Raw genomic sequence first — 22328 nt, 5'->3', positions numbered from 1 at the left:
GGAAGCTGACGCACGATCCGGGCGGGGCCGACGACAGGACCCGGGACCGGCGCGCGAACCAGCCCGGAGAGCACGCACAAACCGACCGGAAGTCACCCGTACGGCCCAGCAAAGTCACCTCCACCCGCATGGACCGTCGCCCGTGCGGAGCAAGCCGGGGCGGCGCAGGATGGCGGCATGCCGACAACTTCCTCCGCCGCCCGCGCCGCGGCGGCCGCCACCGCCACAGCCGTGCTGCTGGTCGCCGGGTGCTCCGACGGCGGCAGCGGGGACGAGGACCGGCCCAAGGATCTGGCCGCCCAGCCGCTGGACTGGCGGCCGTGCCCCGCCCCCTCGGAAGCGGAGGGCGGCGGGCCGAAGCCGTCGCCGCTGCCCGGGGGGACGCAGTGGGAGTGCTCGTTCATGGACGTCCCGCTCGACTACGCGAAGCCCGACGGCGAGACCATCGAGCTGGCCCTCATCCGGGCCAAGGCCCGTGACACGAAGAACCGCGTCGGCTCCCTCGTCTTCAACTTCGGCGGCCCCGGCGCCTCCGGCGTGCACACCCTGCCCTCCCTGGCCCAGGACTACAACGATCTGCGCGCCCGGTACGACCTCGTGAGCTTCGACCCGCGCGGAGTCGGCCGCAGCGTTCCCGTGGAGTGCCTGGACGACAGGCAGCTCGACGAGCAGGCCACCGAGGACCCGACACCCGACGACGCCGCGGAGGAGGCGGCGTACCAGGAGGGCATCGAGAAGTTCAGCCGCGCCTGCGAGGAGAACTCGGGCAACGAGCTGCCGTACGTCGGCACCATCAACGCCGCCCGCGACATGGACCTGATGCGACAGGTCCTCGGCGACGACAAGCTGTACTACTTCGGCATCTCGTACGGGACCGAGCTCGGCGGCGTCTACGCCCACCTGTTCCCGAAGAACGTCGGACGGGCCGTCTTCGACGCCGTCGTCGACCCGACGCAGAATACCGTGCAGAGTGCGCTGGGCCAGGTGAAGGGCTTCCAGCTGGCGCTCACCAACTTCTCCGAGGACTGCCTGGAACGCGGCGACGCCTGTCTGCTCCCCGGCTCCACCGTGAAGGAGATCCAGGATTGGATCATCGCCTTCCTCGACCGGCTCGACAAGAAGCCCATCCCCGGTATCGGGGAGCGGATGCTCACGGAGGGCCAGGCAGCGAACGGCATCCTTCAGACCCTCTACTCGCAGGACTACTGGGAGCTGCTGGAACAGGCCCTCGACGAGGCCGAAGGCGGCGATGGAGCCCTTCTGATGGCGTTCTCCGACGCGATGAGCGGACGCTCCGAGGACGGCACCTACAGCAACATCCAGGCGGCGGGCGCGGCCATCGGCTGCGTCGATGCCAAAGAGCGCTACACACTGAAGCAGGCCAAGGCCATGCTTCCCGAATTCCGCAAGGCTTCTCCCGTCTTCGGCGAGTACCTCGCCTGGGGGCAGGCGAGTTGCAGTGCATGGCCGGTGCCGGGCACATGGGAGCACCCGGACGTCTCCGCACCCGGCGCGCCCCCGATCGTGGTGGTCGGCAACACCGGCGACCCCGCCACCCCCTACAAGGGCACGAAGGCCATGGCAGAGGCGCTGGGCAAGGGCGTGGGCGTCCAGATCACGTACCGGGGCGAGGGGCACGGTTCGTACAGCAGCAGCACCTGTGTGCAGCGGGCCGTGAACACCTACCTGCTGAGCGGCAAGGCGCCCGCCGACGGGACGGTGTGCACGTAGCTCCCACGACTCCCGCCATACGATGTCGAAAATATCTTCGAAAGCCCTGGGAGCGTGAGATGAGACTTCCCGTGCGAGTGGCCGCCCTGGCCGCGACGACGCTCCTCGTGGCCGGCTCGGCCACCGGATGCGGCGGCGGGGACGAAGGGACCGTCAACGACGGCAAGGGCGGTGCCCCGTCCGCCTCCCCCGACCCCACACCGGACGCGAACCGCACGCACGACGGTTCGCAGGCCGCTCTTCCGGCCGCTCTGACCGGCCAGAAGCTGGACTGGAAGACCTGCGAGGCGCCCACCAAAGCACGGGGCAGCTACGCGAAGGCGCCGGGCGGCCAGTGGCAGTGCGCCACTCTCGAGGCCCCGCTGGACTACCGCGAGCCGACGGGGGAAACCATCGGCATCGCCCTGATCCGCTCCAAGGCCGAGGGCCCCGGCAAACGCATCGGCTCGCTGCTCTTCAACTTCGGCGGCCCCGGCGGATCCGGTGTGGCCGCGCTGCCGGGTGCGGCTCAGCGCTTCGACAGCTTGCACAGCCGCTACGACCTGGTCGGCTTCGACCCGCGCGGCGTGGCGGAGAGCAGCGCGGTGGTCTGCCGCGGAGACGCGGAGACGGTGAAGTCGCTCGCTCTGGACTCCACCCCGGACACCCCCGCGGAGTTGAAAAGCTACATGGACGACTCGGTGGCCTTCGGCCAGGGCTGCGCCAAGCGGTCCGGCGGGATCATCCCGCACGTCGGCACGGCGAACGCGGCACGCGACATGGACCTGATACGCCAGGTCCTCGGCGACGAGAAGCTGCACTACCTGGGCTTCTCGTACGGGACCGAGCTCGGCGGCGTCTACGCCCACCTGTTCCCCAAGAACGTCGGTCGGCTCGTCCTCGACGCGGTCGTCGACCCCTCCGCCGACTACGCAGGTCACTCGCGCAACCAGACACGCGGCTTCCAGCGCGCTCTGGAGAACTACTTCGAGAGCCGGGGCATCAGCGCGAGGAACGGAACCGAGAGCATCGTGAAGCTGCTCGCCGAACTGGACCGCAAGCCGCTGCCCACGGACGACGGCCGGCCCCTCACCGAGGGGCTGGCGCTGACCGGGATCATCCAGCCGCTGTACTCCCAGGACAGCTGGGCGCATCTGACCGAGGCACTCGAAGCCGCCGAGGGCGGCGACGGCACCGGGCTGCTGCTGATGGCCGACGTGTACAACGACCGTGACGACAAGGGTCATTACGGCACGCAGAACCACTCGCAGCGCGCCATATCCTGCGCGGACGCCAAGGGCCGGGTCTCACCGGCCGAGGTGCGCTCCCGCCATCTCGCAGAGTTCACCGAGATCTCCCCGGTCTTCGGCCCGTACCTGGCCTGGGATCTGGCCGGCTGGTGCGCGAATTGGCCGGTGCCCGGCGAGTCGGAGACGCCGGAGGTCTCGGCGGAGGGTGCGGCCCCGATCCTGGTGATCGGCACGACGGGCGACCCGGCGACCCCGTACGAGGGCGCGCGGAAGATGGCCGACGAACTCGGCGCCGGCGTCGGCGTGCTGATCACCAACAAGGGCGAGGGCCACGGCGCGTACGGCACCGGACGCTGTGTGACGGAGATCGTGGACGCGTATCTGCTCGACGGCGAGGTGCCGCAGAACGGCAGGACCTGCACGTCCTGACCGGATCCGTTTGCGACGACCCCTGGAAACCGCCATGCCGCCGGGGCCGCTTACGAGGGCCCGGATGCGACGGAACCCCGGACCGCAGTCGCGGTCCGGGGCCCTGTGCGCTGCTCCCGTCGGATCAGTAGACCGGCTTGTCCGGCTCGATCTGGTTCACCCAGCCGATGACGCCGCCGCCGACGTGCACCGCGTCGGAGAAGCCCGCGGACTTCAGCACCGCGAGGACTTCCGCACTGCGGACACCCGTCTTGCAATGCAGGACGATCTTCTTGTCCTGCGGCAGGTCCTGGAGGGCGGTGCCCATCAGGAACTCGTTCTTCGGGATCAGACGGGCACCAGGGATCGAGACGATCTCGTACTCGTTGACCTCGCGGACATCGATGATGTCGATGCTCTCGCCGTCGTCGATCCACTCCTTGAGCTGCTTGGGAGTGATCGTCGAACCGGCCGCCGCCTCCTGGGCCTCTTCGGAGACGACACCGCAGAAGGCCTCGTAGTCGATGAGCTCGGTGACGGTCGGGTTCTCGCCGCAGACCGCGCAGTTCGGGTCCTTGCGGACCTTGACCTGGCGGTACTGCATCTCCAGGGCGTCGTAGATCATCAGCCGGCCGACCAGGGGCTCGCCGATGCCGGCGAGCAGCTTGATGGCCTCGTTGACCTGGATGGAGCCGATGGACGCGCAGAGCACGCCCAGCACGCCGCCCTCGGCGCAGCTGGGAACCATGCCCGGCGGCGGGGGCTCCGGGTAGAGGCAGCGGTAGCAGGGGCCGTGCTCGGACCAGAAGACGGAGGCCTGGCCGTCGAAGCGGTAGATCGAGCCCCACACGTACGGCTTGTTCAGCAGGACGCACGCGTCGTTGACGAGGTAGCGGGTCGCGAAGTTGTCCGTGCCGTCGACGATGAGGTCGTACTGGCTGAAGATGTCCATCACGTTCTCGGCCTCGAGCCGCTCTTCGTGGAGGATCACATTCACGTACGGGTTGATGCCCTTGACGCTGTCGTGGGCGGACTCGGCCTTGGAGCGGCCGATGTCAGACTGGCTGTGGATGATCTGGCGCTGCAGGTTCGACTCGTCGACCTCGTCGAACTCCACGATGCCGAGCGTGCCGACACCGGCGGCCGCCAGGTACATCAGAGCCGGCGAGCCGAGGCCGCCCGCGCCCACACACAGCACCTTCGCGTTCTTCAGCCGCTTCTGCCCGTCCATCCCGACGTCCGGGATGATCAGGTGGCGGGAGTACCTGCGGACCTCGTCTACGGTGAGCTCGGCTGCGGGCTCGACCAGGGGTGGCAGCGACACGGGGGCTCCGTCGGTCGGTATGTCAGTACGGTTGTTCTTCTCGTAACACTGCCACGGCCCCTCTCATTCCGAGACACCACGTCCGATCTGCGAGACGATTTCGTCCCAGTAGCCGGGCAGTGACTCGAATGGCCCGATATGCCCTCTTCCTTCGCAGCGGCCGCCCCGGTCGGTGAAGAAGATCGTCCCCGCGCCCTGCCAGCGGGCAAGGCGCGTGGCCTCCTCGAGATGGGTGCGGGGCACCCCGTGGACGAAGTGGACGAAGCGCTCCGGCGGGTACTCCGCGGTCCACTCGGCCACCTGTGACCAGCGGTACTCGGCCCATGCCCCGGAGAAGGTGACGAGCTGGTCCGCGGTCTCCGCGTAGCCCGGGTACGGGTGCGTGCCGTGCCCCAGCACCAGGTGCCCGCCGTCCAGGACCGCGTCCAGAGTGGCCGTCGTACGCCGCACGTGGGCGAGGTCGGCACGCTCGGTGGGACAGCGGTCGAGCAGGAAGCCGTCGACCTTGTACCAGTCGACGAAGTGCTGGGCGTCACTGACGAGGTCGCCGAAGGAACGCGACCCGTGGGACATGTCGAGATGTCCCAGTACGCGTACGCCGGCGTTGCTCAGCCTGCCCGCGGCCTCCAGGCAGTGCGGGTCGGGCCGGTCGCCCGGCCCGGCAGCGACGTTGAGGACCACCCAGTGCAGCGGGGTGCCGGGGCGGGTCAGCTCGGCCCATTCGACGGGAGCGAGCAGCGGGTGGGCGTATCCGGGGATCCCGAACCCGAGTCTCTCCGCCCCTGTGGCGGACAGCCGCGGGTCCGTGGTGGTCAGATGCGGCATGCCGCCTCCATCCAGATGTCCGCGAGGGACTCCTCGAGGTTGATCCGGGGGCGCCAGCCCAGCCGGTCACGGGCGGTGCGCACATCCGCCTGCTGCCAGCTGCCGCAGCCGTCCGGGTACGGGGAGGGAGTCGCGGCGAGGTGCTCGACGACCGACTCGGAGCGCGGACTTCCGATACCGCCGCGCACCGGGGGCGCGTCCAGTTCGTGCAGTGCGCCCGCGTATCCCGCGACGCGGGCGAGGGTCGTCGCCGCGTCCCTGAGCCTCACGGCGCGTCCGGTGCCGATGTTGACGACGCCCTGCGCCGCGGAGAGCGAGGCGGCGTGCACGGCACGCGCCACATCGCGTACGTCGACGAAGTCGCGCTGCACACCGAGACCGCTGAGCTTCAGCTCGCCGTCGCCGGACTGCATGGCGCGCCGCATGGCCTCCGCGAGGCGGCCGAGCGGGGAGCCGGCCGGGGTGCCGGGGCCGACGGGCGAAAAGACCCGCAGCACGACGGCGTCCAGGCCGGAGCCGAGCACCAGCTCGGTGGCGGCGAGCTTGCTCACGCCGTAGGGGCCTCCGGGGCGGGGCACCGCGTCCTCGGCGGTGGACGAGCCCTGCTGCGAGGGCCCGTACTCGGAGGCGCAGCCGATCTGGACGAGACGGGCGCCGCAGCCGCTGCGGCGCAGCGCCTCGCAGACGGTGGCGACGGCGACGGTGTTGTGCCTGGTCAGCTCGCGGGCTCCGCCGCGGGTGGCGCCGGCGCAGTTGATGACGACTCCGGGGTGAACGGCGCCCAGGAAGCGGGTGAGCGCGCCGGGGCTGCCGCCGGAGAGGTCGAAGCGGACGTCGGCGTCGTCGCCGCGGCCCAGGGCGGTGAGGTGCACGGCCGGGTCGGCGAGCAGCCGGTCGGCGACGAAGCGGCCGAGGAATCCGTTGGCACCGAGCAGGAGCACCCTCATCGCGCCGCTCCTCGGGGCCGACGGGCCGGAGCTGGTTGTTGCGGGGTCATGTCGCTTTCTCCTTAGGGGTTTTGCTGTCGTGCCCTTGGGGCCGGTCACTCCGAGGTGTCGGCTCCGCGAAGTGACGGCGGATGGTCCGGCGGCGTTCAGAGCAGGGTTCGAAGCTGGTTCAGGAGGTGTGGGCAGAGGCCCGGGAGAGGGCCACGGCGGCGTGTGCGAGGGCCCCGGCCGCGGCGACACCGCAGGCGAGCGCCGGTACGGCTGCCGTGCCCCACGCCCCCACGAGCGCTTCGACGGGCCGCGCGAGGACGTCGAGGCCGGGCAGGCGCCCCGACAACAGCAGGGCGAGCGAGGCGACTTCGCCCGCGCAGGCGACGGCAAGGGCGGTCGCCGCCGATTCGGGGAAGCCGTGGACGATGAGCAGACGGGCGAGGAACAGGAGGGCGCCGAGAGCGGCGGTGGGTACGTGTGCGCTGCCCGGGAGGACGAGGGAGATGAGGACGAGCAGCCCGGCCAGCGCCCCCAGGTGGAGCACGACGACGGCGAGGAGCAGGGGCCGGGCTCCGGCCGCGAACTCGTCGAGGCCCCGGCTGCGTTCGAGCCTGCGCCGTGCGAGTGCGGAGAAGAGATGCGCGCACCAGACCGCGGGAGCAACCGCCAGGGCCAGGGCCAGGAGGGGAGCGGGGTCCAGTGGCCAGGAGCCGTCGGGACCGCCGCCGGAGATCTCGTGCAGCAGTCCCTGGCCGTACGCCGCGAAGGCGAGCAGGCACAGCGTCGACGTCTTCACGGAGGGGACGGTGCGCCCGGCCGGCCGGAGCGGTCCGCGGCGCAGGGCCAGCGCCATCGCGACGGTGACACCGATGGCGCCGACCACGCCCGCCGTGAGCCGGAGCATCCCTTCGGACGCCTCCATGCCCGCCACCGCGACGGCGCACACAGCGCCCGGCAGGAGCGCACGGAGCATCCACGGAGTGCGTCCCGTCCGGTCGGCGCGCGAATCGGCGGCGCCCGCCGGCCGGACGGGGGCGGCGGTGTGCTCCGTACCGCGGGGCACACGCGCGTACATCTCCTCGGCGAGGGCGAACACGTCCCGGTGGCGGAAGCGGGCCGCGGTGCGGTCGGTGACTCCGTGCGCCTCCAGGCCGGCGGCGATCTCCAGCGGGTCGACCGCCCGCTCGCACAGCTCCCGATGGCGGTGCATGAGCACCTTCACGGGGTCGGCCGTTCCCCGGCGGGGGCCGCGCCGCTCTGCGCCGGCGGCGTCGGCCGCGGTTCCGGGGTCGCCGTCCTTGGGGAGCGCGGCTGTCGGCCGCGCGCTCTCCGGCCGGGCGTCCGGTGCGGTGGTGGCCTTGGGGATGGGGGGCACGGTCATCGGTGTGCCTCCTTCACGGTCTCGGGTGGCGCTCCGGCCGCGACGAGCGGCGGATTCTCCGCCCAGCTCGGGGCGCGGCCGGTCACCGGCGCGCCGGTCCAGCGGCCCGGTGCGTGGAACTCGGCCGGACATGCGAAGGGCAGCGGCTCGCCGTCCGCGTCGACGGCCTCCCGCTGCACCGGCGAGTGCGAGATCAGCTCCAGGTAAATGCCGCGAAATGCCGTCAGGTTCTGTTCCACCGTGAAGAGTTCGAGTGCACGGGCACGTGCCGCGGCCCCCAGCCGCTCGCGGCGTTCGGGATCGCTCAGCAGCGCGAGACAGGCGTCGGCGAGCGCCCGGGGATTGCGCGGGGGTACGACCAGGCCCGTGCCGCCGATGACCTCGACGACCGCGCCGACGTCCGTGGAGACCGTGGCCCGCCCGCAGAACATCGCCTCGACCAGGCTGACGGGGAAGCCCTCGACGACGCTGGACAGCACGACCACTCCCCCGGCGGCGTAGGCGTCGACCAGTTCCGGGGCATCCGGTCCGCCGATCTCCTCGAAGGACACCGGGTTGTCGCCCTCGGCGTGCGCGCCGGCGGCCTCGTCGGGGAACAACTGGGCGGCGAGCGCGCGGCACTGTGCGAGGTAGGCGGTCGCCTCCGCGCCGCGCACCGGCGCGCAGAAGAGCCTGAGCCGCGCCCGCGGCTCCTCCTTGCGGATCTCGGCGAAGGCGTGCAGCAGAGCTACGAGGTCCTTGGAGGGCTCGATCCGGCCCACCCAGACGAGGGTGTACGGGTCGCCGCTGTCGGCGCTCTCGCCGACAGCCGCGAAGCGGTCGGCCTCCATGCCGGGGTAGACGGTGCGCAGCTTCTCACGGTCGGCGCCGCACTTCTCCTGCCAGCGCCGCGCGTGGGTGTTGCCGGGTGTGACGACCGAGGCCTGCCGGTAGACCTCGGCGGCGAGTTGCCGTTGGAAGGCGGCGAGCAGGGCCCTGATGGGTGCGCTCAGCCCGGCGTCATTGGCGGCCAGGTAGTGGGCGCGCAGTTGGACGCCGTACTCGGTGACCAGCAGCGGCACTGCGCAGAAGCGTTTGGCCAACAGGCCGGGCAGGGCCGCCGTACCACCGGACGCGGCATGGCAGAGATCGACGTCGCCGAGGCCGTCCTCGCCGTACCAGTCGAGCGACAGGGGGCGCAGGGCGCGCTCGAGCCGGTCCGCGAAGGCGAGGTGGTCCACGACGGTGGCTGCGTGCACCGCGCGGCGCGTCCCGGGCGCACGGCAGGCGGATTCGAGGGCGCTCACGGCGACTTCCGAGCGAAGCGCCGCGTAGAGGCCGCCGTGCTCGCGGGCGAGATCGGCCAGACCGTACAGCCCGTCGGCGAATCCGTCGCCGTCGGCGCACACCGCGGCGGCGAGGTCCTTGAAGTGGCCCGCGAAGCGCCGGCGTTCACGCCGCCCGTGGAGACGGCCGCCGTCCGCAGGCGCCCACAGCGGGGCCGTGCGCACCCGGCGCACCTGCGGCGGGAGTTGAATGCAGCCGAGCTCCTCCTGCTGAGCGCTCCGGCTGAGGGCGTAGAGGTCGAACTCGTGCTGCTCGAGTCCGCGCACCAGCCGGTCGCACCAGAGCCTGGACTCACCCGTCGCAAACGGATAACCACCCTCCGTGAGCAGTCCGATCCGCACGAGTGCACCCCCGATCCCTTATGGACGGCCGCCGTTTGATTTCCGGCGACCTCACAGCGGAACGACGTTAAGCGGACACAGCGGTGGCGCGATGGACGGTTGTCCGTCGCGCCACCGGAAGGGGTGAATGCACGTAACTTTCACACTCAGGTGGCGTTCAGTCGCGCTACGGCGCGAATCGCTCACTGAGCGTCATGCTGCGGCCAGTCCCGCGGCAGCTCACCCGCCGGGGTGCACCCACGGGTTGGCGCGGCACTTGACCCCACCGGCGTCGAGCGTCTTGGTCTGCTGCTGCATCACCGGAGCGAGCGCCCCGGGCGTGCTGCAGTTCACGTGGTTGTGTCCGAGCCGGTGCCCGACCTCGTGGTTGATGAGCATCTGCCGGTACGGCAGCATCGCGTCGTCGCCGTACGTCTCCGCGCCCTGCGCCCATCGGAAGGCGTTGATCATCACGCGCTCGGTGGAGGCGGAGTCGCACGAGACGTTGTCCACGGTGGTGTCCAGGCCCGACTTGGCGCACCAGACCGCGGTGGTCCCCGGGCTGGCCAGCGTGATGACGAACTCGGCCTCCCCCGAGGAGATCCGCTCGAAGGTCATCTCGCCGCCGTGGGCCCAGCTCCGGTCGTCGTTCAGCGTCTCCTGGATCGCCTTGGCGAACAGTCCGCCGTCGAGGCGAAGCCCCTTCTCCACATCCACCCGGTAGCGGATCTTGCGGCCCTTGCCCGGCGCCTTCTCGAAGCCGGGGACGGCCTCGAAGTCGCCGGAGGCCTCCAGCTTGGGATCTATGGGGAACTGCCGCGTCATCAGCTGCTGGTAGGTCGGTGCGGCGGCCCGTCCGGCCTGCGGTGGGGTTGCCCTGCCCTCCGAGCGGTCCGGGCGCTCCTGCGCCTGCCGTTCCTCGCCCGTGGACTGGGCGCCGATCGCGCCCGGGTCGTCGGCCGTGACCTGCCCCGCCACCACGACGGCCAGCACGGTGGTGACCGCCGCTGCCGCGATCCCCGTGAAGGTACGACCCCTGCTCGTCCTGGCCGTCGGTTCGCCGCCCGACTGCTCCTCGGCGTCGGCCAGGGCGTCGGCCTCGGTGTCGGCCGCGCTTTCGGGCGGCCGACCGTGCCCCGTGTCCCAGTCGGTGACCGCCGCATACGGCTCCCGGCCCGCCTGCTCCCGGTCGAAGGCCTCGAGGTACTCCCTGCGCGGGCCCGGTACGCGCGTCCCGCCTGCGGTCGTGTGCGGGGGCTGCGTCCGCAGACGCTGCCCGCCCTGCGCCGACTGCTCCGGCGGCCGGCCCTGCCAGTCGCCCCAGCCGCCCCCCGCCTCATGGTGCTCGGGGTGACCGCCACGGGTCTGCGGCATGCCGTACCCGGACAGCTCGGGCCCGGCGCCCGGTCCGGCCGCGCGCCTGCGCCGGCCGTTGCCCGGCGGGCCCGCCACGGCCTCCCGTTCACCGGCCGCCGGTGCGCTTCCCGCCCCGGCATCCACGCCCTCGGGTGCGGGGCCCTTGCGGCTGTGTCGTCCCACGCCCCGGATCAGCTCCTACAGCAGTCGTCGAGCAGTTCCCGGAAGGCCTGGGCGACCGCTTCCGGGTACTCCATCATCGCAACATGCCCGGCGTCCGGGAGCGTCAGCAGCCGGGAGCCCCGGAACGCCACTGCCGCCTTGCGCGCCATACGGTACGAGACAAGCTGGTCCTTGCGCCCGTAGACGAGAAGGGTCGGCGCGAGAACGCGCTCGGCCTGCCGCCACAGCCCGTGCTGCCCACCGAGCGTGTACGCGTCCACGATGCCACGCGCCGACCTGGCCATCGCGTCCCAGAAGTGCGGAAGCCCCATGCGCCGCTCCATCTCCTCGACGGCGTGGCGCAGCGCTTCGTCGGTCACCCGTGCGGGGTCGCCGTAACAGAGCCCCAGTACCCCTCGGGTGCGCTGCTCGGCCGTCCAGCCCTTGGTCATTCTGGCGAAGAGTCCGACGATGCCAGGCAGCGCGAGCAGCGCGGTCGGCACCGCGGAGCGCTGGACCCGCAACTCGGGCAGTGCGGGCGAGACGAGCGTCAGGGTGCGCACCAGGTCGGGCCGGACGGCCGCGACCCGGGTGCAGACGGCGCCGCCCATGGAGTTGGCGAACAGATGGACGGGACCGCGGCCGGCGGCGTCGAGGAAACGGATCACCGCTCTGGCGTGACCGGTGACCGAGTAGTTGCCGTCGTCCGGCGGCGGGGAGTCACCGAAGCCGGGCAGGTCGATCGCCTCGCCGTCCACGGTGTCCTCGAGCTGGGACATCAGCGCCGACCAGTTCTGCGACGAACCGCCCAGCCCGTGGACGAACAGCGCGGGCGGCAGCCCGTCGCGCACCGGGGGCCGCGAACGGACCGTCAAGGTGAGTCCCGGCAGGGTGACGGAACGCAGCTTCTCCCCGTCGTGGACATGCACGGCCGCGACCTTGGGGGCCGTCGCGGCATTGGCGGCACGGGCTCCCGGCAGCTCGGTCGAAGACATGCGGCAATGTTACGAGACGATCACGCGGGCAATCGTGTGTTCGGTGTCACACATCACCCGCGCCCTGCCGGGAACCCGGAACACATTGCCGAATCACCACGTAGCGCCATGAATCAGCACCTCCTACGCTCGTAGGAAAGGGCGCACTCCACGGAAAGCGGTGCCGAATGTCAGTCGATCCGAGCGATCCCGAGACCTTCGAGGAAGACGAGCAGAACGCCGAGACGCGCGACGAAGAGGTCCCCGAGGCCGACGCCGCCGAACAGCACACCGAGGTGCGCTCAGAGCGGGACGACCCGGTGAACCACGTCGACCCGGCCACCGCCAACGAGGCGGACATCGTCGAGCAGACCCGTGTGGTCAAGCTCGACGAGGACGACTACCGGTGACCTGCCGCCCGTTGCCCCGAATTGTCCGGGCATTCTCTGCGAACAGGCAGCTTCCGCGTCTGTCCGGTCCGTGAAATTCTGCGTCCGCGCGACGCACAGCCGGGTTACCGAAAAGTACGATGGCGACGCGGCGCACAGCGCGCACGGAAAGACTGTGCTTGCTCAAACTGTGCTTGTTCGAACATGGGAGGCGGCGTGACAGCCATCGAGCAGACAGAGGCGGCGCGCCCGCGGGGCACACGCCTGCCACGCCGAGCCCGCAGAAACCAGCTCCTGGGCGCGGCCCAGGAAGTTTTCGTGGCTCAGGGGTACCACTCGGCGGCGATGGACGACATCGCGGAGCGGGCCGGAGTCAGCAAGCCCGTTCTCTACCAGCACTTCCCCGGGAAGCTGGAGCTGTACCTGGCGCTGTTGGACCAGCACTGCGAGTCGCTGCTGCAGGCCGTCCGCGGCGCGCTGGCGTCGACGACGGACAACAAGCTCCGTGTCGCCGCGACGATGGACGCCTACTTCGCGTATGTGGAGGACGAGGGGGGCGCCTTCCGGCTGGTCTTCGAGTCGGACCTGACCAACGAGCCGGCGGTCCGTGAGCGCGTCGACCGGGTCTCGCTGCAGTGTGCGGAGGCCATCTCCGACGTGATCGCGGAGGACACCGGCCTCTCCAAGGACGAGTCGATGCTGCTGGCGGTCGGCCTCGGCGGCGTCTCCCAGGTGGTCGCCAGGTACTGGCTGTCCAGCGGCTCCGGCATCCCCCGGGACACCGCCGTGCAGTTGCTCACGTCGCTCGCCTGGCGCGGTATCGCGGGGTTCCCGCTGCACGGCTCGGATCAGCAGCACTGACGCGGGGCGGCGGCTCCGGGGCGGCCATGCCACCGGGGCTGTTCGCTCCTGGCGTTTCCCCACCGGACCTGCCGCCTACCGACTCCGGGCTAATGTGTGCTGCGTACGGCGCGGCTGACCGCGCAACGCACTGACCGTTCGGAGGGACATAGCCGTGGAGGTCAAGATCGGCGTGCAGCACGCGCCCCGGGAGATCGTTCTGGAGAGCGGGCAGTCCGCCGAGGAGGTCGAGCGCGCGGTGGGCGATGCGCTGGCCGGCAAGGCGCAGCTGCTCAGCCTCACGGACGAGAAGGGCCGCAAGGTCCTGGTACCGGCAGACCGGCTCGCCTACGTCGAGATCGGCGAGTCGGCAACGCGGCGCGTGGGATTCGGCGCGCTGTAGGGCGACGGCCGCACATGCCCCGGGCTCGGCCCGGGCGAGCGCGGTGAAGCATGAAGGAGGAGGGCCCGGCGGATTTCCCGCCGGGCCCTCCTCCGCTGCTCAGCACTGCTCCGAACCGCTGGGGCGAGGGTTGTCTTGCGTGCACGCCGGGTAGGACGGGCTACGACCCGTCCAGCCCGCACCGTGCGTCCGCGAGGTGATCAGCAGTGCTCTTGGAAACGCTCGGTTCCGTTCTGCTCGGACTCGCCCTCTCCTGGGCCGCGAGCCACCATCTTGCCGATCGTCTCCCCTCACGCAGGGCGGTCTTCACCACAGGCACAGTGGGCGCGCTCTTCGGCGCGTATGTGACGCATGTGGCACTTGGCCCGGGCCATGTCCTGGCCACGCTGCTGGGGGCCGTGGCGATCGGGGCGGTGCTGCTCTCGCTGCTGCTCCGCCCCTCCCCCCGCAGGCTGCGTCGCGCGTTCCCTTTCTGAGTCCGCCCGACGACCGGCCGCAGGGACAACGGCCGGAGAAGGACCCCGACGCCGGCTCCGACGACGAGCCCCGCCCACAGCCTGGCGGGCGCCGGCCCCGAGGACGAGCCGCACCCGAATCGCCACGAGCAGGGCCCGGAGCGCACCGTCGACAGCGCCCCGAGCCCGGCCCGGATGACAACAAGCACGACGCCGACAGCCGTGACGGTCCCGGTGCCGGCAGACACCGCGGGCACCGGCGGCACTGAGCCCGGCGGAAACGCGGCGGGACCGAGGCCGGCCGGAGCGGCGGATGCCTCAGGCCCTTGAGTCCGTCAGGCCGCCAGCCCCAGCGCCGCCATGCGCTTGGTGTGCGCCTTGGTGATCCGGGAGAACATCTCACCGACCGCCGCGAGGTCGAAGCCGTCCGCCACACCGCCCACGAGCATCGTGGAGAGCGCGTCCCGCTCCGCCACCACCCGCTGGGCCTGGGAGAGCGCCTCGCCCATCAGCCGTCGCGCCCACAGCGCGAGGCGGCCACCGAGGCGCGGGTCCGCCTCGATCGCGGCGCGGACCTTCTCCACGGCGAAGTTCCCGTGGCCGGTGTCGTCGAGCACGGCGAGCACCAGGGCACGGGTGTCGCTGTCCAGGCGGGCGGCGACCTCCCGGTAGAAGTCGCTGGCGATCGAGTCGCCGACGTACGCCTTGACCAGTCCCTCGAGCCAGTCGGAAGGGGCGGTCTGCCGGTGGAAGTCGTCCAGAGCCTGCGCGAAGGGCTCCATGGCGGCCGTCGGCTCGGTGTCGATCGCCGTCAGCCTGTCCCGCAGCTGCTCGAAGTGGTGGAACTCGGCGGAGGCCATCTTTGCCAGCTCCGCCTTGTCCGCGAGCGACGGCGCGAGCTTCGCGTCCTCCGCGAGCCGCTCGAAGGCCGCCAGCTCACCGTAGGCGAGCGCGCCCAGCAGGTCCACGACGGCGGCACGGTACTGCGGGTCTGCGGACGCCGCAGCCCAGTTCTGGGCGGCGATACCGGTGTGACCGGTGGATTCAGTGGCGTTGTCAGGCGTCTCCATGAACGGCACAATAGCCCGCCCACCACGCGGGTGAAGGGCCTGGTCAGCCACGCCGGGAACACAGTTCTCGTGAATTCGCCCAACACACATGCGCGAATCCGGGGTACAGTGGTAATGCGCCTGCTGAGCGTCGGAGTACTTCTGCGCCCTCAGTAGGCCGTCTGTTGAATGAGGATGCCCGGTCGGTGGCCCGATCGGCTCCGACCCGACCGCCCTCCCCGCGGATCATGCGCACAGAATGCGTGCGACCGCAGATGAGGGGCCCCTCCAGCGGTACGAGCGCTCGAGCGACGGCAGTGGTCCCGCGCCATCCGACCAATCCACGGTCGGTCCAGTACCCAGGTGCGGTACGACCCCCAGCGTTCGCCTCGCGCCGCGTCTCACAGAAGAGGCAACACCCTGACTACGAAGACTTTCCGGGATCTCGGGATCCTGCCCGAGACCGCCGAGGCCCTCGAGGCCGTCGGCATCATGTCCCCCTTCCCCATCCAGGAGTTGACGCTCCCCGTCGCGCTCTCCGGTTCCGACGTCATCGGCCAGGCCAAGACCGGCACCGGCAAGACCCTCGGTTTCGGCCTGCCGCTGCTGGAGCGCGTCACCGTCCCCGCGGACGTCGAGGCAGGCCGGGCGCAGCCCGAGCAGCTGACCGACGCCCCCCAGGCGCTTGTCGTCGTTCCCACCCGCGAGCTGTGCACCCAGGTCACCAACGACCTGCTCACCGCCGGCAAGGTCCGTAACGTCCGCGTCCTCGCGATCTACGGCGGCCGCGCGTACGAGCCCCAGGTCGAGGCCCTCAAGAAGGGTGTCGACGTGGTCGTCGGCACGCCCGGGCGGCTGCTGGACCTCGCGGGCCAGAAGAAGCTGAACCTCTCGCATGTGCGCGCCCTCGTCCTCGACGAGGCCGACGAGATGCTCGACCTGGGCTTCCTGCCCGACGTCGAGAAGATCATCCAGCAGCTGCCGGCCAAGCGTCAGACCATGCTGTTCTCGGCGACCATGCCGGGCGCGGTCATCGGTCTCGCCCGCCGCTACATGTCGCAGCCCACGCACATCAGGGCCACCTCGCCGGACGACGAGGGCGCCACGGTCCGCAACACCACGCAGCGTGTCTACCGCGCGCACTCCATGGACAAGCCGGAGATGGTCTCCCGCATCCTGCAGGCCGAAGGCCGCGGACTCGCGATGATCTTCTGCCGTACGAAGCGGACGGCCGCCGACATCGCCGACCAGCTCGCCCAGCGCGGCTTCGCGTCGGGCGCGGTCCACGGCGACCTGGGCCAGGGCGCGCGCGAGCAGGCGCTGCGGGCCTTCCGCAACGGCAAGGTCGACGTGCTCGTGTGCACCGACGTCGCCGCGCGCGGTATCGATGTCGAAGGCGTCACCCACGTCATCAACTACCAGTCGCCGGAGGACGAGAAGACGTACCTCCACCGCATCGGCCGCACCGGCCGCGCGGGTGCGTCCGGCACCGCCGTGACGCTGGTCGACTGGGACGACATCCCGCGCTGGCAGTTGATCAACAAGGCCCTGGACCTGGGCTTCCCGGACCCCGTGGAGACGTACTCCACGTCGCCGCACCTGTTCGAGGAGCTGTCCATCCCGGTCGGCACCAAGGGCGTTCTCCCCCGCGCCGAGCGCACCCGCGCCGGTCTCGCGGCGGAGGAGCTCGAGGACCTGGGCGAGACGGGCGGCCGCGGCCGCCGCTCCGCCTCCGCCGCGCCGGCACGCGAGGAGCGCGCGGAGCGCCCCGCTCGTACGCCGCGCCAGCGTCGTCGCACGCGCGGTGGGGAGTCTGTCGCGCAGACGCCGGTCGTACCGGAGCAGGCCACCGGCGAGGCGACGGCCGAGCCGCGCACTCCGCGCCGCCGTCGTCGCACCCGCGTGGGTGCGAGCGCGTCGGCGGGGGCGACGGCCGTCGTCGACGCCGTTGAGACGACCGTCGAGACCGCCGAGCGGTCCGAGCCCGAGGCGGAGGCCGCGACCAAGCCGCGTCGCCGCCGCACCCGTCGCGCGTCGGAGGCTGTTGTCGCCGAGGCCGAGGCGGTAGCCGCCGAGGTGGTAGCCGCCGAGGCGGAGACGAAGCCCCGCCGGCGTACCCGCGCCGCCAAGGCCGTCGACACGGCGGAGGCGGTCGAGGCGGCCGAGACCGAGGCGGCCGAGACGAAGCCGCGCCGCACCCGGACGCGCAAGGCTGTCGAGGCACCCGCCGAGAGCCCCGTCGAGACGGAGGCCGAGGCGAAGCCGCGCCGCACCCGGACACGCAAGGCTGCGGAGCCGGCGGCCGAGGCGGCCGAGGCGGAGACGAAGCCCCGCCGGCGTACCCGCGCCGCCAAGGCCGTCGACACGGCGGAGGCGGTCGAGGCGGCCGAGACCGAGGTGGCCGAGGCGAAGCCGCGCCGTACCCGGACGCGCAAGGCTGCGGAGCCCAAGCTGACGGCGGCCGCCGCGGACACGGCGGCGGAGGCGGAGCCCGAGGCGAAGCCGCGCCGGACGCGTACGCGCAAGGCCGTGGCGCAGCCGGAGAGCTGACGCACTGGCACCCGGATGGCCCGGCTCCGATTTTCGGGGCCGGGCCATCCGGCGTTTTCCCCCACTGTCCGCGTTAGCCTCGTCGCATGAGTCGCCCGCCCACCTTCGTGCCGCCTTCCTGCGCCGTGTCCCGCGCACTGTCCACCTCGCGCGGCGCCTTCGCCGTGCTCGATGCGCGCCCCTCCGGAGTCGTGCGCGGCACCGCGCTGTTGCTCCCCGGATACACGGGCAGCAAGGAGGACTTCATCGCGCTGCTCGAGCCGCTGGCCGAGGCCGGTTACCGGACTGTCGCGGTGGACGGCCGCGGGCAGTACGAGACCGAGGGCTCTGCGGACCAAAGCGCCTACGAACAGGGCGAGTTGGCCCGGGACGTCCTCGCCCAGGCAGCGGCCGTCGGCGGCCCCCTGCACCTCGTGGGGCACTCGCTCGGCGGTCAGATCGCCCGCGCCGCCGTCCTTTTGGACGCATCCCCGTTCTCCACGTTCACGTTGATGTCCTCGGGGCCGGCCCAGATCAGCCCGGCCCAGCAGCAGCGGGTGAAGCTGCTGAGCGACGCACTCACCGTCATGCCGATGGACCAGGTGTGGGAGGCGATCCTGGCCTTCGACGCACCCGAGGACGCAGAGGCGGAGGCCACCGAGGGCCGGGAGGATCTGCGACGCCGCTGGTTGCGCCACAATCCCGCGCAGCTGATCGCCACCGGCCGCCAGTTGACGACGGAGCCGGACAGGGTCGCCGAACTCGCCTCCGTAGGGCCGCTGCCCAAGCATGTGCTGTCGGGCGAACGCGACGACACCTGGCCGGTGCCGTTGCTGGACGAGATGGCTGGGCGACTGGGCGCGCACCGGACGGTCGTCCGGGGCGCGGAGCATTCGCCGAACACGGACCGTCCCCTGGAGACCGCTACCGCGCTCGCACGGTTCTGGGATCAGTACTGAGACTGCAGGTGCTGCCAGAACCCGTCACGGAGCGCTCGGCGCAGTACGGCGTGGCCGCGCAGTGATCGCTGGAGTCGCCGTTCCGCTTCGATCAGCAGGTCCTGGTCCACGGGGCCGGGCAGATAGGGATGGCCGGGGAGCAGTCCGGCGAGTTCGGCGCGGCCCCGCTCCCCCAGCCATGCTGCCGCGATCTGGGCGCCCATGAATCGCACTTCGTCGCGCGAGGGCGGCGGCTCGCCCTCGTTCTCGTACGTGGTGACGGGCCTGCGGGTGATGTAGGGGCGGCAGAAGTCGAGGTCGAAGGTGCGCTGGCTGTCGACCTCCCACAGCAGCGGCTCCGCCTGGTTGCGGCCCTCCGCGGCTTCGATGCCCCACAGGTGGACGCGCGCGCCGTAACCCTGGGCAGCCTCGACGGCGGAGACGAGGTCCTCGTCGCCGCCGACGAGCGCCGCGTCGCTGATGGCGCGGTGCCGGGCGAGCGACTCGAGATCGGTGCGGATCAGCGAGTCGACGCCCTTCTGCTGATTGTTGGCGTTGAGGTTGCCGAGGCGCACCTTGACGTCGGGCAGCTCCGCGATGGACTGCTGTTCCGTGGTGTGGATGCGGCGCCTGGCACCGTCGTACCAGTACACCCGCAGCAGCCGGCTGTCGGTGAAGATCTTGCCGGCCTTCTCGATGAAGGCCGCGATCAGCCCTTCGGTGTCCAGATCGAAGGAGCGCCGGTCCTCGGTGCCCGCCACAAGCAACCCGGCCGCAGCATAGACGTAACCGGCGTCGACGAAGATGGCATGGGTCGACGGGGTCTTCGCGCCCTCGGCGAGCATCCGCTGCAGGAGCTCATTGGTGCGCTCCAGGCGGATGGCGATCTCGTTGATCTCTGCATCGTTCATACGCGGCTCATTCTCCGTGCCCACAGCGCTACCCGCCAGTAGTTAGGCATCCAAAAAATTTCCTTAGCGTAGGGAATGTTTGCAGGATGCACGGCGTTGCAGACTTACGTACACAGACGGAGACCTCCGTCTGCCATTCAGTTCTCCTGCAGGAGGATCAGACGAAGGGAGAAGCCTTGCGCTTCGAAATCATGCGACTGGACGACGTCGACGGCGCCGCTGTCGACAGTACGGTCGTGGATGCCGCCTCCGTCAACCGGATCGTGCAGCAGGCCGCTTCGATCGGCCAGCGCATCTATATCCGACCCGCCGACACCCCCGCTGCTTCATAACGCCTCATTGAGCTGTGTGACGCACGACGTGACGCACAACTGACGCACGACGCCCCCGTACGGACATTCGTACGGGGGCGTGATGCGTTGGCGTCCCAGGCCGCTCACGCGCCCTGAATCACCTGCGTGACGCCGTTGATGATCTGCTGCACGGCGATCGCGGAGAGCATCATGCCGGCGAGCCGCGTCACCAGCACCACACCGCCGTCCTTGATCAGGCGGATGATCACCAGCGAGTAGCGCATGGTCAGCCAGAGCACGACGTGCATGGCAACGATCGCCGCCCAGACCGAGACCTGCTGCCCGACGTCCTGCGCGTGCTGAACCGCGAGGATCACCGAGACGATCGCACCGGGACCGGCCAGCAGCGGCATGCCCAGCGGCACCAGCGCGACGTTGACGTCCTTGGTCTGCTTGGGCTCGTCCGTCTTTCCGGTGAGCAGGTCGAGGGCGATCAGCAGCAGGAGCAGGCCACCGGCGATCATCAGCGCCGGCACGGAGACATGCAGATAGTCGAGGATCTGCTGGCCGAGGATGCCGAAGACGGTGATCACTCCGAAGGCGACTGCCACGGCCTGCCACGCCATCCGGCGCTGCACCTTGGCGGCGCGCCCGGAGGTGAGGGCGAGGAAGATCGGCGTGATCCCGGGGGGATCCATGATGACAAAAAGGGTCAGGAACAGAGAGCCGAAAACGGCAGCGTCGAACACAGTGAGGGCCTTGCGGGGAGAGGGTGGTACGGGGGACGGGCGGGGTTACAGGCGGGATCCGCCCGTGCCCATCACCGGGAAGGCGCCCGTGGCGCGGCGGGTGATCTCGCCGTAGATCTCCGGGTCTGTGGTGTAGTCACCGAGCCGGCAGGTCTTGCGGCTGCCGTGGTAGTCACTGGAGCCCGTGGGCAGCAGCCCGAGTTCACCGGCGAGACCGCGCAGCCGGGCGCGGGTCGCCTCGTCGTGATCCATGTGGTCGACCTCGATGCCGTCGAGGCCGCAGGCGGCGAGTTCCGCTATCGCCGACTCGGGGACCACACGGCCTCGCTTGACGGCGAGCGGGTGGGCGAAGACGGTGACGCCGCCGGCCGCCTTGACCAGACGGACCGCGGTGAAGGGGTCCAGCTCGTGCTTCTCGACGTACGCCCGGCCGCCGTCGGCCAGCCACAGCGGGGTGAAGGCGTCGGACACCGAGGCCACGACGCCCAGCTCGACGAGGGCCTCCGCGATGTGCGGCCGGCCGACGGACCCGTCCCCGGCGATACGGGCGACGTGTTCCCACTCGACGGGCACGCCGAGCTCCTGGAGCTTGCCGACCATCGCCCGGGCGCGGGGCACCCGGTCGTCGCGTACGAGCTCGCGCTCGCGCAACAGATCGGGCTCCTCGGCGTCGAACAGATACGCCAGCATGTGGAGTCCGACGCCATCGAGACGGCAGGAGAGTTCCGCGCCGGTGACGAGGGTCACGCCCTCGGGGGCCGCCGCAGCCGCCTCGGCGTGCCCGCGGGTCGTGTCGTGGTCGGTGAGCGCGACCACGTCCAGACCGGCGGCGGCGGCGTTGCGCACCAGCTCGGCCGGGGTGTCCGTACCGTCGGAAGCCGTGGAGTGGGTGTGCAGATCGATGCGCACGACGCTGACTCCGGGGCTCGCGGGCGGACAGGGGACACCCCAGGATAACCGCCCTGCGCACGCCTTCCGGCCGCGCGAAGAGGCGGCCCGGACCCGGGTCGTGTGCGACCAGGGCAGCAGCAGCGGTGACGGTCGCGGACGCGACCCGGCTAGGACAGCAGCCGCGGCGACAGTGCACCGCACGGCAGCAGTTCGACCTCCGCGCCTGCGTCCCGCAGGTCCGTGAGCACCAGCTCGTCGTAGAGGAGCAGCCCGGACTGCTCCGGCCAGACGACGGCCCACAGCCACAGTCCGCGTGCCTCTCCGGCGAACACCGCACGGTCGTCGGGCGAGCCCGCGACATGCCAGAGCGGTGTGGGCCGGCCGGCGGCGAGCACCTTGGCCTGCGGGGGTTTGGCGACCTCGATGTGCGGTCCCGGGTCCGGTCCGTCGATTCCGGCATACCGGGAGCCGAGGCCGACGCCCAGCTCCTCCGCGATCAGCAGCAGCTCTCCGATGCCGCCGAGCGGGCCGGGCCCCGAACAGGCCACCGCCGTGGCACGGCCGCCACTGCGGTCGTCGCCGGCATAGGCGACGCCGGTGAAGAGCCAGCCGACCGGCAGTGGCCAAGGCATCCACACGGGGACCTTCGCGCGGTGCACCACGACACCGAGGGCCTCGACACTGGGCGGGATCACCGGCTGCAGCGGGTGCACGGAACCGTGCACATCGCACTGCCAGGAGTCGGCAAAGAGACCGGGCGCCCTCACCCGGCCACCGCACTTCGGGCAACTGGGTTCGCCCCTCATAAGGCCCAACGGTCCTCTCCGGCTGACCTCGCGTCAAGGACGATCACCCGTCCGGCGCGCACCCCTTCCACTCGTCTATATAGATGTAGCTCGCATTTATT

Annotated in this window: 21 protein-coding genes; 9 read left to right on the top strand and 12 right to left on the bottom strand. The window is 71.1% G+C overall.

Annotation, left to right across the window (positions count from 1 at the left end):
* Positions 1-177: 177 nt before the first annotated feature.
* Together ACIQ7Q_RS03270 and ACIQ7Q_RS03265 are read left to right on the top strand one after the other, a co-directional pair.
* On the top strand, positions 178-1731 hold the full coding sequence (locus tag ACIQ7Q_RS03270) for an alpha/beta fold hydrolase (RefSeq protein ID WP_403855717.1): 1554 nt from the start codon (positions 178-180) through the stop codon (positions 1729-1731).
* A gap of 59 nt (positions 1732-1790) precedes the next feature.
* Positions 1791-3389 (top strand): alpha/beta hydrolase, encoded by a 1599-nt coding sequence (locus tag ACIQ7Q_RS03265; protein WP_403855715.1) that lies wholly within the window; start codon positions 1791-1793, stop codon positions 3387-3389.
* 124 nt (positions 3390-3513) lie between these two features.
* Here the strand turns inward: ACIQ7Q_RS03265 and moeZ are convergent, their stop codons facing one another.
* The 7 genes from moeZ to ACIQ7Q_RS03230 all read right to left on the bottom strand — a co-directional run bounded on the left by moeZ (position 3514) and on the right by ACIQ7Q_RS03230 (position 11995).
* Positions 3514-4692 (bottom strand): adenylyltransferase/sulfurtransferase MoeZ, encoded by a 1179-nt coding sequence (gene moeZ / locus ACIQ7Q_RS03260; protein WP_403855713.1) that lies wholly within the window; start codon positions 4690-4692, stop codon positions 3514-3516.
* Positions 4693-4755: 63 nt separating this feature from the next.
* Positions 4756-5517 (bottom strand): spherulation-specific family 4 protein, encoded by a 762-nt coding sequence (locus ACIQ7Q_RS03255; protein ID WP_403855711.1) that lies wholly within the window; start codon positions 5515-5517, stop codon positions 4756-4758.
* Positions 5505-6464, bottom strand: coding sequence for an NAD-dependent epimerase/dehydratase family protein (locus ACIQ7Q_RS03250; protein WP_403855709.1), 960 nt, complete (start codon positions 6462-6464; stop codon positions 5505-5507). Before ACIQ7Q_RS03250 ends, ACIQ7Q_RS03255 begins: the two co-directional genes overlap by 13 nt.
* 169 nt (positions 6465-6633) lie before the next feature.
* A complete protein-coding gene (locus ACIQ7Q_RS03245) occupies positions 6634-7836 on the bottom strand; it encodes a hypothetical protein (RefSeq protein ID WP_403855707.1) in 1203 nt (400 codons plus the stop codon).
* Positions 7833-9503: a DUF3492 domain-containing protein gene (locus tag ACIQ7Q_RS03240; protein WP_403855705.1), complete on the bottom strand. Its 1671-nt coding sequence runs from the start codon at positions 9501-9503 to the stop codon at positions 7833-7835. Before ACIQ7Q_RS03240 ends, ACIQ7Q_RS03245 begins: the two co-directional genes overlap by 4 nt.
* A 219-nt stretch (positions 9504-9722) precedes the next feature.
* A complete protein-coding gene (locus tag ACIQ7Q_RS03235; RefSeq protein WP_403855703.1) occupies positions 9723-11021 on the bottom strand; it encodes a DUF3152 domain-containing protein in 1299 nt (432 codons plus the stop codon).
* An 8-nt stretch (positions 11022-11029) separates the two neighbouring features.
* A complete protein-coding gene (locus ACIQ7Q_RS03230; RefSeq protein ID WP_403855701.1) occupies positions 11030-11995 on the bottom strand; it encodes an alpha/beta fold hydrolase in 966 nt (321 codons plus the stop codon).
* A 167-nt stretch (positions 11996-12162) separates the two neighbouring features.
* On the opposite strand from ACIQ7Q_RS03230, the gene ACIQ7Q_RS03225 reads away from it, so the two are divergent.
* The 4 genes from ACIQ7Q_RS03225 to ACIQ7Q_RS03210 all read left to right on the top strand — a co-directional run bounded on the left by ACIQ7Q_RS03225 (position 12163) and on the right by ACIQ7Q_RS03210 (position 14082).
* Entirely contained in the window at positions 12163-12384 is a 222-nt protein-coding gene (locus ACIQ7Q_RS03225) for a hypothetical protein (RefSeq protein ID WP_403855699.1), read from the top strand.
* Between the two features lie 195 nt (positions 12385-12579).
* On the top strand, positions 12580-13224 hold the full coding sequence (locus ACIQ7Q_RS03220) for a TetR/AcrR family transcriptional regulator (protein WP_403855697.1): 645 nt from the start codon (positions 12580-12582) through the stop codon (positions 13222-13224).
* Positions 13225-13378: 154 nt separating this feature from the next.
* Positions 13379-13606: a DUF3107 domain-containing protein gene (locus ACIQ7Q_RS03215; RefSeq protein ID WP_356638418.1), complete on the top strand. Its 228-nt coding sequence runs from the start codon at positions 13379-13381 to the stop codon at positions 13604-13606.
* 206 nt (positions 13607-13812) lie between these two features.
* Positions 13813-14082: a hypothetical protein gene (locus ACIQ7Q_RS03210; RefSeq protein WP_403855695.1), complete on the top strand. Its 270-nt coding sequence runs from the start codon at positions 13813-13815 to the stop codon at positions 14080-14082.
* A 314-nt stretch (positions 14083-14396) separates the two neighbouring features.
* Here ACIQ7Q_RS03210 and ACIQ7Q_RS03205 read toward each other — a convergent pair whose 3' ends face one another.
* Positions 14397-15131 (bottom strand): ferritin-like fold-containing protein, encoded by a 735-nt coding sequence (locus ACIQ7Q_RS03205; protein ID WP_403855693.1) that lies wholly within the window; start codon positions 15129-15131, stop codon positions 14397-14399.
* A 471-nt stretch (positions 15132-15602) separates the two neighbouring features.
* Between ACIQ7Q_RS03205 and ACIQ7Q_RS03200 the strand changes: the two genes are divergently transcribed.
* Entirely contained in the window at positions 15603-17660 is a 2058-nt protein-coding gene (locus tag ACIQ7Q_RS03200) for a DEAD/DEAH box helicase (RefSeq protein WP_403855691.1), read from the top strand.
* 86 nt (positions 17661-17746) lie between these two features.
* Complete coding sequence (locus ACIQ7Q_RS03195) at positions 17747-18598, top strand: alpha/beta fold hydrolase (protein WP_403855689.1); 852 nt, start codon at positions 17747-17749, stop codon at positions 18596-18598.
* On the opposite strand, the gene ACIQ7Q_RS03190 is transcribed toward ACIQ7Q_RS03195, so the two are convergent.
* On the bottom strand, positions 18589-19488 hold the full coding sequence (locus ACIQ7Q_RS03190) for an NYN domain-containing protein (RefSeq protein WP_403855687.1): 900 nt from the start codon (positions 19486-19488) through the stop codon (positions 18589-18591). The genes ACIQ7Q_RS03195 and ACIQ7Q_RS03190 overlap by 10 nt on opposite strands.
* Positions 19489-19664: 176 nt before the next feature.
* Here ACIQ7Q_RS03190 and ACIQ7Q_RS03185 point away from each other — a divergent pair, with 176 nt between their 5' ends.
* Positions 19665-19820, top strand: a complete 156-nt coding sequence (locus ACIQ7Q_RS03185; RefSeq protein ID WP_403855685.1) for a hypothetical protein — start codon at positions 19665-19667, stop codon at positions 19818-19820.
* A gap of 104 nt (positions 19821-19924) precedes the next feature.
* Here ACIQ7Q_RS03185 and ACIQ7Q_RS03180 read toward each other — a convergent pair whose 3' ends face one another.
* The 3 genes from ACIQ7Q_RS03180 to ACIQ7Q_RS03170 all read right to left on the bottom strand — a co-directional run bounded on the left by ACIQ7Q_RS03180 (position 19925) and on the right by ACIQ7Q_RS03170 (position 22227).
* Complete coding sequence (locus tag ACIQ7Q_RS03180; RefSeq protein WP_403855683.1) at positions 19925-20530, bottom strand: MarC family protein; 606 nt, start codon at positions 20528-20530, stop codon at positions 19925-19927.
* A gap of 45 nt (positions 20531-20575) precedes the next feature.
* Positions 20576-21439, bottom strand: a complete 864-nt coding sequence (locus ACIQ7Q_RS03175; protein WP_403855681.1) for a PHP domain-containing protein — start codon at positions 21437-21439, stop codon at positions 20576-20578.
* 149 nt (positions 21440-21588) lie between these two features.
* Positions 21589-22227: a DUF6758 family protein gene (locus ACIQ7Q_RS03170; protein WP_403855679.1), complete on the bottom strand. Its 639-nt coding sequence runs from the start codon at positions 22225-22227 to the stop codon at positions 21589-21591.
* Positions 22228-22328 lie beyond the last annotated feature (101 nt).

The organism is Streptomyces sp. NPDC096176 (assembly GCF_044763255.1).
Lineage (GTDB): Bacteria > Actinomycetota > Actinomycetes > Streptomycetales > Streptomycetaceae > Streptomyces.
Note: the sequence above shows the minus strand (reverse complement) of the source record. Positions and strands in the feature narration are given on the sequence as shown.